This window comes from Streptomyces sp. NPDC051555 (assembly GCF_044454405.1).
In the GTDB taxonomy this organism is placed as follows: Bacteria; Actinomycetota; Actinomycetes; order Streptomycetales; family Streptomycetaceae; genus Streptomyces.
Genome location: NZ_JBITDP010000036.1, coordinates 1 through 9,083 on the forward strand (window position 1 = coordinate 1; position 9,083 = coordinate 9,083).

A 9,083-nucleotide genomic window follows, 5' to 3' on the forward strand; every position below is an offset into this window, starting at 1 on the left:
CCGGAACCCCACCGACCCCGCCCACCCCGAAGCACCCGCCAAACGCGGCGAAGCCGCGCCCACCACGGCGAAGCCACGCCCACCCCGACCCCGGACGCCCCAAAGCCCCGCCAACCGCGGCGGAGCCGCGTTCCCTCAGGTCCACTGCTGCGTCGGCGACTTGCCTGCCAGGGGCTTGCCGATCAGGGCCAGGGCGGAGAAGAAGTTGACCTGGCCGATCGCCATCGTGAGGGTGGCGAGCGCCTTGGGGTCGTACTGGTCGGCCGCTCGGGCGTAGAGCTCGTCGGAGACGCGCTCGCCCTGGGCGTTCGGCAGGATGACCGCCTCGACCAGCTCCAGGGCCACCCGCTCGGCCGGGGTGAAGAGCGGCGCGTCCCTCCAGGACGCGACGGCCGTGATGCGGTCCTCGGACTCGCCCGCCTTGCGCAGCAGGGTCGAGTGCATGACCGTCAGGTAGGTGTTTCCGACGATCTGGCCCGCCCGCAGCTGGATCAGTCCGATCGTGGAGCGTGGCACCGAGCGGTTGCCCGTCGCCTTGAAGAGCGCGCCGGCGATGGTCGCCAGCTCCGGGATCAGCTCGGTCGGGTCGGACATCCGCGAGCCCACGGTCTGCTCCACATCGATCTTCGCTTCCATGGCGGTTCCCCTCTTCACGGTGGCGGCTGCGCCGCCCCTCTCGTCGTCTACACACCTCTGACGGATCTCGACGGACGGATGTGACAGACCTGCGGAGAAATCTCCCGACCGGTTCCGCGGCTAGGCCGTCTCGTTCGAGAAGCCCGCTGTCACGAGGTCCACGACGCGCTTGCGCTGGAGCGCGCCGGGCGCTTCGGGCCGGGGGTTGAGGGCGTAGACGAGGTGGCGGTGCAGGTCCTTCGTGGCGAACATGCCGCTCGTCCAGCCAGTCCCGCTGGAGCCCGTCTTGCCCCAGACGGTGACGCCGCCCGGCAGGTCGACCTTCATCAGGCCGCCCGCGCTGAAGCACGCGGCGGGGGTGAGGCAGGTGTTGGTCCTGGCACCCGGGACGGCCGGGACCTCGAAGAGGGCCGCCTGTTGGGCCGGGGGCAGGAGGCGGCCGCGCAGCAGGGCCGTCTGGAAGCGGTCGAGGTCCGCCGCGGTGGAGACGAGGCCGCCCTCGGCCCAGAAGCGGGCCACCTGCGGGTCGGTGGAGAGGCCCGTGTCGCGCAGGCCCAGGGGGCGCAGGACGCGGCGCTGGAGTTCCTCCGCGTAGGTGCGGCCGGTGACGCGCTCGACGAGGAGGCCGAGGACGAAGTAGTTCAGGCCGTTGTACTGCTGCTCGGCGCCGGGGGCCGGGGTGTGGGTGTCGGCGGCGAAGGAGGCGGCGACCAGGGTGCGCGGGTCACCCGGCACCTGGGCCGCCATCGGGAAGTCGCTGGTGTGGTCCAGGAGTTGGCGGACGGTGACGGCCGCGTACGCGGCGGGGAGCAGCTCGGGGAGGTGGCGGCGTACGGGCTCGTCGAGGCCGATGCGGTGTTCGGCGACGAGTTGGAGGACCACGGCGGCCGTGAAGGTCTTGCTGACGCTCCCGATCGGGAAGCGCGCGTCGGCGGCGACCCCTGCGGCGGTACCGGTCCACGGCGTGCGCAGCCCCGCGCCCGCCACCCGGACGAGGCCGCCCGCGGTGACGTCGTCCGGGAGCCGGCCCAGCAGGTCCGCCACCGCCGCGGGGTCGTAGGCGGGCGCGGCGGCGGGGGCCTCCCTCGGCGCCGGGGCCGCCGTGGCCGCGGGGGCGGCCGCTCCCGCGGTGACGGCGGCGAGGACGAGGCCGGCGACGGCCAGCTGGCGGAACCTGCGCATGGAGTGCTCCCGGAGAGGCGTTGAGACGTTGCGGCGTCGAGGCGTTGCGGATGTCTTCTGCGACGCCAACTCTGCTGGTCGGGAGCTGTGTTGCCCATGGGTGATCCCCCTACCGCGACCCCGAGACCCCTCCTGGCCCACCTCAGGGGTCAGGCGTCACGCGTCACGCGTCAGGCGTCGAGGCTGACCGGCATCAGGAGGGAGAAGGTGTCGGTGTCCTCGGTGGTGGGGCGCAGGACGACGAGGGGGGCCTTGGGGCCGATGTACTCCAGGAGGAGTTCGTCGGCGGCGAGGGCCTCCAGGAGGTAGCCGGGGTTGACCCCCACCCGCTCGCCGGTCGGCTCGTCGTCGCCGCCGACGGTCACCGCGTCCGCCGTCAGGACGAGGGTGCACACGTCCTCGGCGTGGTCGGCGAGCGCCCTGCGCAGGGCCGGGACGTCGAGGGGGATCCGGCGGCCCTCGGGCAGCCGGGTCAGGCGCCGGTAGTCGGGGAAGTCCTCGCCGAGGCCCTGGCCCGCGGCCTCGCGCCCCTGGGTCTCCAGTTCCACCCGGTCGCCCGCCACGGTGAGGCGGGCCGGGGCGTCGCCGTCGGTCAGCAGGGCGCGCATCGCGTCGACGAGCGGGGTGGGCACGGTCACCTGGACCCGTTCGCCGTCGTGGCCGGTGGTGGCGGTGCGGGCGACGGCCATCCGGTAGCGGTCGGTGGCCACGACGTGCAGGTCGCGGCCCTCGATGTCGAAGAGGACCCCGCCGAGCAGCGGGAGCTCGGGGTCGCTGCCGACGGCGAAGCGGACGGCGTCGAGTGCGGCCGCGAGTGCGGCGGCGGGCATGGTCAGGCGGGCGGTGGTGGTCACGGAGATCCCCTTGGGTGCGAGTAGCGCTCGTATCGTGGAGAACTCCGCGCGCGCCTCGGTGAGGCCGCGCTCCAGGCGGCGCAGATGGCCGTCCAGCAGGCTCGGCACCAGCCCGGTGTCCGCGCCGGACCAGCCCGCGAGGACGAGCCGGATGTCCGCCAGGGGCATCCCGGCCCGGCGCAGCCGGGCCAGGACGCGTGCCTCGTCGAGTTGCTCGGGCCCGTACCAGCGGTATCCGGTCGTCGGGTCGACCCGTGCGGGCATCAGGACGCCCGCACGGTCGTAGAACCGCAGGGCGCTCACGCCCAGGCCGCTGTCCCGCGCCATCTCGCCGATGCTGCGCATGACGCGCACCTCGCGCATGTCGCGCATGTCGTTCTCCACGCCCCTGACTGTGCGACCTCCACCAGGTCGAGGGTCAAGTCTGCGGGCGCCGGTGCGTCAGCGCGGTCGGCGGGGTCGGCGGGGTCGGCGGGGTCGGCGGGTCAGTGGCCCGCGGGGGCGGCGCCGACCGTCGGGGTCTTCGGCAGGCCGGTCTCCAGGGCGGTGCCGGTGCCCGCGAGGGAGCTGTCGGTGGCGCGGGCGGAGGTCTTGGCGGCGCCGGCGGCCACGCCGACGGCGGTCTTCGCGTCCTTGACGGCCCCGCTCGGGTTGTCGACGATCTCGCCGAGCCGCGCGGTGATCGGCGGGCCCTGCGGCGTCGTCTGGTCGGCGGCCTGGGCGAGCCCGGGGGTGAGGGCGATGGCGGCGCCGCCGGAGAGGACCAGGGCGGCGAGGGTGCGCTTCATGGCGTTCATGCCCCGCCCAACGACCCCGGCCCCCGCGGGTCACCCCGGCTCACCCCGCTCGCCCGGGGGCGCCGCGGTCGTTGACGGACCGGTCGACTGTGCCGTTGACGGGCCGCCGGTGGCGGGTTCCGTGCCTCCGGCGGCGCCTCAATCGCCGGCGGGGCTTGAAAAACCGGAGCCGGTCGCGGCCCGGCACGGACCGGGCCCGCCGGTGTCGGCGGGGCTTGAAAAACCGGAACCGGTCGCGGCCCCGCACGGACCGGGCCCGCCGGTGTCGGCGGGGCTTGAAGGGCGGGATGCGGTCAGTCGTTGACGACCAGCGACGGGGTCGCCTTGGTCAGGACGTGGCCACGGAAGAAGGCGGGGCTGCGGCGTTCGGTGACCAGCATGACGATCAGGCCCAGGAGCAGCAGGCCCACGCCGATGACGAAGACGCTGCCGACGCCGAGGACCGTGGAGCCGGAACCGTAGGACGGGTTCCACATGTCGATCAGGGTCTTGCAGAAGACGGTGGCCAGGAGCAGCCCGCCGGCGACCGGGAAGACGCCCTTGAACAGCAGGTCGCGGGTGGAGCGGCGCAGCTCGCCGCGGAAGTACCAGGCGCAGGCGAAGGCCGTCAGGGAGTAGTAGAAGCAGATCATCAGGCCGAGCGCGAAGATCGTGTCGGTGAGGACGTTCTCGCTGAGCAGCGTCATCACGGTGTAGAAGGTGCCGGTCGCCGCGCCCGCCATGACGGTCGCGCGGCCGGGGGTCTTGAACTTCGGGTGGACCTTCGCGTACGCGGGCGGCAGGGCCTCGTAGGTCGCCATGGCCAGCACCGTGCGGGCGACGGGGATGAAGGTCGTCTGGAGGGAGGCCGTCGCCGAGGCGAGGACCGCGATGAAGAGCAGGACGCCGAGGCCCGGGCCCATGACCGGGCCGGCGAGGGCGGCGAAGACGTTGCCGGAGGTCTCGGGGTTGCCGAGGCCGAGGCCCTTGTCGCCGGAGCCGACGGCCATCTGCGCGACGATGCCGGTGGCGAGGTAGGAGCCGACCAGGACGACCATCGCGATGAGCGAGGCGCGGCCGGGGGTCTTCGCGGAGCCGGTGGTCTCCTCGTTGGTGGCCAGGCAGGCGTCCCAGCCCCAGTACATGAAGATCGAGAGCGAGAGTCCGGCGGTGAAGGAGGCCATGGATTCGACCGCGAAGGGGTTCATCCACTGCCACGAGAAGTCGAGCCCGGTCTCGAAGGTCCCGGCGGAGGCCTTCTGGAGGGCCATGGCGACGAAGACGGCGAGCACGACGAGCTGGAGCCCGACCAGGGTGTACTGGATGCCCTTGGTGGCGGTCATGCCGCGGTAGCTGATGGCGGTGGCGACCGCGATCAGGCTGAGGCAGGTGGCGATGTGGACGAGTTTGTTGTCGTCCAGGGCCGCGATGCCCGGATCGCCGGTGATCTCGCCCGCGAGGAGCCAGAAGTAGGAGGTGGCGACGCCCGCCAGGTTGGAGAGCACGATGATCGTGGCGATCACCAGGCCCCAGCCGCACATCCAGCCGACGCGGGGCCCGAAGGCCTTGACGGTCCAGGTGAAGGAGGTGCCGCAGTCGGGCATCGCCTTGTTCAGCTCGCGGTAGGCGAAGGCGACGAGCAGCATCGGCAGGAACCCGGCCAGGAACACGGCGGGCATCTGGACGCCGACCTCACCGGCGGTGGAGCCGAGGGTGGAGGTCAGGCAGTAGACCGGGGCGACGGTGGAGATGCCGATGACGGCGCTGCCCAGGAGGCCCACGGAGCCCTTGCCGAGGCCCTTGCCGCGCACGCCGCCGTCCGGGCCCGCCGTGCCGGCGGCGCCGCTTACCGTGTCTGCGACCCGAGGCCGAGCGTCCAGCTGTGTCATGTGAAGGGACGTTAGACGGTGCGGTTTCCACATCCGGAGGACATAAGTCCGGTTCGAAGGTCCCGGAATTCCCTTTGAATCCTGAGGTCAATAGACCGGTAGATCACTTAATGAAAGGTTCACGGTCCCGCCGATCATCGTTTCGGCGGGACCGGATGTCGTCTTTCGGTATGCGGAAACCGCAGCCATGTCCGATATGCCGGACTTCAAACTTTCCCGACCAAGTTTTGGTCAAGTCTGGCCAAGCGTGCATCAAGTCCACACGATGGACTGGATCTCGCTGTAGGCGTGCAGCGCGTACGAGCCCACGTCCCGCCCGACCCCGCTCCGCTTGAAGCCGCCGAACGGCGCCTCCATGTTGCGGCCGATCGTGTTCACGCCGACCCCGCCCGCACGCATCCGCCGCGCCACCCGGAAGGCCCGCGCCACGTCCCCGGACCACACGTAGTGCAGCAGCCCGAAGTCGCTGTCGTTGGCCAGCGCGATCCCCTCCTCCTCGTCGTCGAAGGGGACCACCACGACCACCGGGCCGAAGATCTCCTCCCGGACCACCCGCATGTCGTTCGTGCAGTCCACGAGCAGCGTCGGGGCGACGTAGAAGCCCCTTCCGTGCGGTCCCACCACCGGGCGCTCGCCGCCGTGCGCGACCCGCGCCCCTTCCTTGCGGCCCAGCTCGACGTACGACTCCACCCGGTCCCGGTGCGCCGCGGAGATCACCGGGCCGACCACCGTGCCGCGCTCGCCCGGGTCGCCGACCTTCATGAACCCCAGGTAGCCGGTCAGCTTCTCGACGAGCTGGTCGTGGATCCCACGCTGGGCGATCACCCGGGTCGGGGCCGTGCAGATCTGACCGCTGTAGAAGGAGAAGGTCGTCCCGATCCCCCGCACCGCCGCGTCGAGGTCCGCGTCGTCGAAGACGACCGCCGCGCCCTTGCCGCCGAGCTCCATCAGCTGCCGCTTCATGGTCCGGCCGCAGACCTCCGCGATCTTCTGCCCGACGCCCGTCGAGCCGGTGAAGGACACCATGTCCACGTCCGGCGCGTCCACGGCCGCCTCGCCGACCTCCACCGAGGTCCCGTTGACCACGTTCACCACCCCGGGCGGCGCACCGGCCTCCTGGAGCGCCGCCGCCATCTTGAACACCGACAGCGGGTCCTGCGGAGCGGGCTTGACCACGACCGTGTTGCCCATCGCCAGCGCGGGGGCCACCTTGCCCGCCGGGTTGGCCCACGGGTTGTTGTAGGAGGTGATGCAGGTGACCACCCCGACCGGCTGGCGGATCTCCAGCGCGCCCAGGACGCTGGCCGCGCCCATCGGGCCGGCCTCGGTGACCTGCGGCGGCAGACCCCGCTCGACCGGTTCCAGGGCGCCCCTCGCGTACCGCCGGAAGCGGGCCACCCCGACCCCGACCTGCATGCCGCGGGCGATGCCGGTGGGGGCTCCGGTCTCCGCCTGGGCCAGGCGCGCCCACGGCTCGTACTCCCGCTGCATGATGTCCGCGGCCCGGTCCAGGATCGCGGCCCGCTCCTCCGGCTTCGTGCGCGACCAGCTCGCGAAGGCGTCGCGGGCCGCGGCGGCCGCCTCGTGCACCTGCTGCCGCGAGGCCTCGGGGGCCAGGCCGACCACCGACTCGTCCGCCGGGTTGATCACCTCGTAGTGGCCGCCCGCGGGCGCCACCCATTCGCCGTTGATCAGCAGCTGTTGCGGATCCCGCGCCGCGCGCGCCCCGTCCGCCCCCTGCGCCCTGTGTGCCCCATGTGACTCGCTCAACGCGTGTTCACCGTCCTCGTGTCCCGGCCCGACCGGAGCACGATCCCCGGCACGGCCCCCGTCACTTCGTCGTCGCGGATCGTCTCCACCCCGTTGACCCGGACGGACACGACGCCGATCGCCCGCGAGTCCAGCCGCGGGCTGTCCCCCGGCAGGTCGTGCACCAGCGTGGCGGGCCCCGCCTCGATCCGCTCCGGGTCGAAGAGGACCAGGTCCGCGTGCCAGCCCTCGGCGATCCGGCCCCGCTCGCGCAGCCCGAACAACTGGGCCGGGTCGTCCGTCAGCATCCGTACCGCCTGCTCCAGCGGCACCAGCTTGCGCCCGCGCAGGCAGTCCCCGAGGAAGCGGGTCGTGTACGGCGCCCCGCACATCCGGTCCAGGTGCGCGCCCGCGTCCGAGCCGCCCAGCAGCACGTCCTCGTGCTGCCAGGTCTCCTGGCGCAGCGCCCAGCTCGCCGGGTCGTTGTCGGTCGGCATCGGCCACAGCACGGTGCGCAGCCCGTCCACCGCGCAGATCTCCACCAGGCAGTGGAAGGGGTCCTGGCCGCGCTCGGCCGCGATGTCGTTGACCACGCGGCCCGAGAGCCCGGCGTTCTCCTCGGTGTAGGTGTCCCCGATGACGTAGCGCCCGAAGTCCGCGAGGCGCCGGAAGACCCCGGCCTCCTTGCTGTCGGCGCGGCGCAGCATCTCGGCCCGTACGTCCGCGTCGCGCAGCTTCGCGATCCGCTCGGGCACGGGCAGGCCGAGGACCTCGCCCCAGCCGGGGATCAGGTTCAGCGCGCAGAAGGTGCCGAGCGACATGTTCATCGGGGTCAGGATCGGCATGGTCAGCGCGACGATCCGGCCGCCGGCCTTACGGGCCCGCTCGCTCGGGAGGAGCTGGCGCGGCACCCGCTCGGGGACGGAGGCGTCGATGGTCAGCACGTTCCAGTTCAGCGGCCGCCCGGCGGCGGCGCTCATCTCGACGAAGAGGTCTATCTCGTCGTCCGCGAACTGGTCCAGGCAGCCCGCGACGATGGCTTCGAGCTGGGTGCCCTCGTGTTCGGCCACCGCCCGGGAGAGGGCGAGGAGTTCCTCGGGCCGCGCGTGCCGGGAGGCGACGGGGGCGCCCGCACCGTCGGAGTGGGTGGCGGACTGGGTGGTCGACAGGCCCCAGGCGCCCGCGTCCATCGCGTCGTGGAACAGGTCCAGCATCTGCTGCATCTGCTCGGGCGTGGGCTGTCCGCCCACCGCGTCCTCGCCCATGACGTGGCGGCGCAGCGCGCAGTGGCCGACCATGAAGCCGGCGTTGACGGCGATCCGGCCGTCGAGGGCGGCGAGGTACTCGCCGAAGCTGGACCAGCTCCAATCGACGCCCTCCTCCAGGGCTTTGAGGGCCATGCCCTCGACCTTGCTCATCATCCGGCGCGTGTAGTCGGCGTCCTCGGGGCGGTCCGGGTGCAGGGGGGCCAGGGTGAAGCCGCAGTTGCCGCCGGCGACGGTGGTGACGCCGTGGTTCATGGAGGGGGTCGCGTACGGGTCCCAGAAGAGCTGGGCGTCGTAGTGCGTGTGCGGGTCGATGAACCCGGGGGTCAGGACGAGGCCGTGCGCGTCCTCGCTGGTCCGGGCCTCCTCGGTGACGCGGCCGGGCTCCGCGACGACGGCGATCCGGCCGTCGCGTATGCCGACGTCCGCCACGCGGGCGGGGGCGCCCGTACCGTCCACGACGGTGGCGCCCTTGATCAGGTGGTCGAGCATGACGTCCCTTCCGCTGGTGTTCGCACTGCTGGCCGTGTGCCGGGGGTCCGGAGCCCATCCCAGCCTCGCCGGCGTTTGAGGCGCGGGTCCGGGGCGGGGCCCCACACCCGGCCCCACTGGCGCACCCGCAGCCTCGCCGGCGTTTGAGGCGCGGGGCCGGGCGGAGCCCGGGGCGGCCCGCCAGGGCCGTTGTCCCCTGCGGGGCTCCTGGGGCTCCGCCCCAGACCCCGCGCCTCAAAC

Annotated in this window: 7 protein-coding genes; all 7 read right to left on the reverse strand. The window is 72.8% G+C overall.

Translation table 11 applies throughout. The features are described from left to right. Positions 1-135: 135 nt before the first annotated feature. Positions 136-636, reverse strand: coding sequence for a carboxymuconolactone decarboxylase family protein (locus ACIBEA_RS39930; protein ID WP_399268579.1), 501 nt, complete (start codon positions 634-636; stop codon positions 136-138). Between the two features lie 120 nt (positions 637-756). Next, positions 757-1,818 carry a serine hydrolase domain-containing protein gene (locus ACIBEA_RS39935; protein ID WP_399268581.1) on the reverse strand — a complete coding sequence of 354 codons (1,062 nt, stop codon included), beginning with the start codon at positions 1,816-1,818 and terminating at the stop codon, positions 757-759. 170 nt (positions 1,819-1,988) lie between these two features. Beyond that, complete coding sequence (locus ACIBEA_RS39940; protein ID WP_399268682.1) at positions 1,989-3,044, reverse strand: MerR family transcriptional regulator; 1,056 nt, start codon at positions 3,042-3,044, stop codon at positions 1,989-1,991. Positions 3,045-3,157: 113 nt separating this feature from the next. Next, positions 3,158-3,469: a hypothetical protein gene (locus ACIBEA_RS39945; protein ID WP_399268583.1), complete on the reverse strand. Its 312-nt coding sequence runs from the start codon at positions 3,467-3,469 to the stop codon at positions 3,158-3,160. 293 nt (positions 3,470-3,762) lie between these two features. Next, complete coding sequence (locus ACIBEA_RS39950) at positions 3,763-5,337, reverse strand: APC family permease (protein WP_399268585.1); 1,575 nt, start codon at positions 5,335-5,337, stop codon at positions 3,763-3,765. A gap of 252 nt (positions 5,338-5,589) precedes the next feature. Then, a complete protein-coding gene (locus tag ACIBEA_RS39955) occupies positions 5,590-7,035 on the reverse strand; it encodes an aldehyde dehydrogenase family protein (protein WP_399268684.1) in 1,446 nt (481 codons plus the stop codon). Positions 7,036-7,103: 68 nt separating this feature from the next. Then, positions 7,104-8,843: an amidohydrolase family protein gene (locus ACIBEA_RS39960; protein WP_399268587.1), complete on the reverse strand. Its 1,740-nt coding sequence runs from the start codon at positions 8,841-8,843 to the stop codon at positions 7,104-7,106. Between the last annotated feature and the right edge of the window lie 240 nt (positions 8,844-9,083).